This is a genomic window from Herminiimonas sp., assembly GCF_030645555.1.
In the GTDB taxonomy this organism is placed as follows: Bacteria; Pseudomonadota; Gammaproteobacteria; order Burkholderiales; family Burkholderiaceae_D; genus Oxalicibacterium.
The window spans coordinates 1-1,455 of record NZ_JAUSME010000008.1 but is presented as its reverse complement, the minus strand read 5'-3'; the positions used below and the strand labels follow the sequence as shown (position 1 = coordinate 1,455).

General features: G+C 59.6%; 2 protein-coding genes. One reads left to right on the top strand and one right to left on the bottom strand.

Annotation, left to right across the window (positions count from 1 at the left end; genetic code table 11):
- Nucleotides 1-726 (top strand): NAD(P)/FAD-dependent oxidoreductase (locus Q7T06_RS00300; protein WP_370652322.1); only part of this gene is annotated, 726 nt, incomplete at its 5' end.
- A gap of 8 nt (nucleotides 727-734) precedes the next feature.
- On the opposite strand, the gene Q7T06_RS00295 is transcribed toward Q7T06_RS00300, so the two are convergent.
- On the bottom strand, nucleotides 735-1,455 hold a 721-nt coding region (locus Q7T06_RS00295), incomplete at its 5' end, for a magnesium and cobalt transport protein CorA (protein WP_304778179.1).

Below are 1,455 nucleotides of genomic sequence, written 5' to 3'. Positions count from 1 at the left end.
TGCCGTTTCGGCTCCAACGCCGGCAATCCCTTGCTGGGCGCAGCTGATTACAAACTCGTGCATCACGCCAGCAATGGCCGCTCTGTCTACAGTTTCTGCATGTGCCCGGGCGGCACCGTGGTTGCGGCCACCTCGGAACCTGGCCGCGTGGTCACCAACGGCATGAGCCAGTATTCGCGCAACGAGCGCAATGCCAATGCCGGCATCGTGGTTGGCATCACGCCGGCCGATTATCCTGGGCATGCAATGGCCGGGATGGAATTCCAGCGGCAGTGGGAATCGCGCGCCTTCGAGCTCGGTGGCGGCAATTACGATGCGCCGGGCCAGCTGGTCGGTGACTTTATCGCGAACCGTCCCTCGACTGCATTCGGTTCCGTTATGCCTTCGTACAAACCGGGCGTGAAGCTGGGCGACTTGAGTACTTCCCTGCCCGACTATGCGATCGCAGCGATACGCGAAGCCTTGCCCGCGTTCGACAAGCAGATCAAGGGTTTCTCGATGAACGATGCAGTGCTGACTGGCGTCGAGACGCGCACTTCATCGCCGATACGCATCAGGCGCAATGACGACGATATGCAGAGTGTGAATACGCGCGGTTTGTTTCCTGCCGGGGAAGGCGCCGGCTATGCGGGCGGCATCATGTCGGCCGCGATCGACGGCATACGCGTGGCCGAAGCGCTGGCGCTCAGCATGCTCGCGGACGTGGCCAGCGGCGCGACCAGATAGCACCGGCTTTACAGCCAGCCGGATTTCCTGAAGCGGTAGTACAGATAGCCGCAGACGCTGGCCACCATCAGCACGGCAACCGGGTAACCGTATTTCCATTCCAGTTCCGGCATCAGCTTGAAGTTCATCCCCCACAGGCCGAAGAAGGCGGTGGCGACCGCGAAAATTGCCGCCCATGCGGCGAGGCGCTTGTTGACTTCACTTTCTTCGATGGTCACCATCGACAGGTTGACCTGGATTGCGGTGGCGATCGTTTCGCGTATCGCATCGGTCAGTGCATTGATGCGGTACAGATGATCGGCAATATCGCGGAAATAATCGCGCGTGCTTTCAAACAGCACAGGCACGCGTCCGCCGTACAGCTTGCCGACCGCTTCCATCAGCGGCGCCACCACATGCTTGAGCATCACCACTTCGCGCTTGAGTTCATACAGGCGTTCTATGTTGGCGCGTTGCGAACCCTTGTTGAAGATTTTTCCTTCTATCATTTCCAGTTCGGCTTCCAGCGCTTCGACTACCGGGAAGTAGCGATCCACCACCGCATCCATCAGCGCATACAGGACGAAGGCTGAACCCTTGCGCAATTGCAGTGGTTCCTGTTCGCAGCGTGCGCGCACGCCGAGAAAGCCCTGCGCACTGGCATTGCGCACCGACAGCACGTAATTCCTGCCGACAAAAACATCGAGCTCGCCTATGTGCACGCTGCCATCGACCATTTCCGCTGTTTTC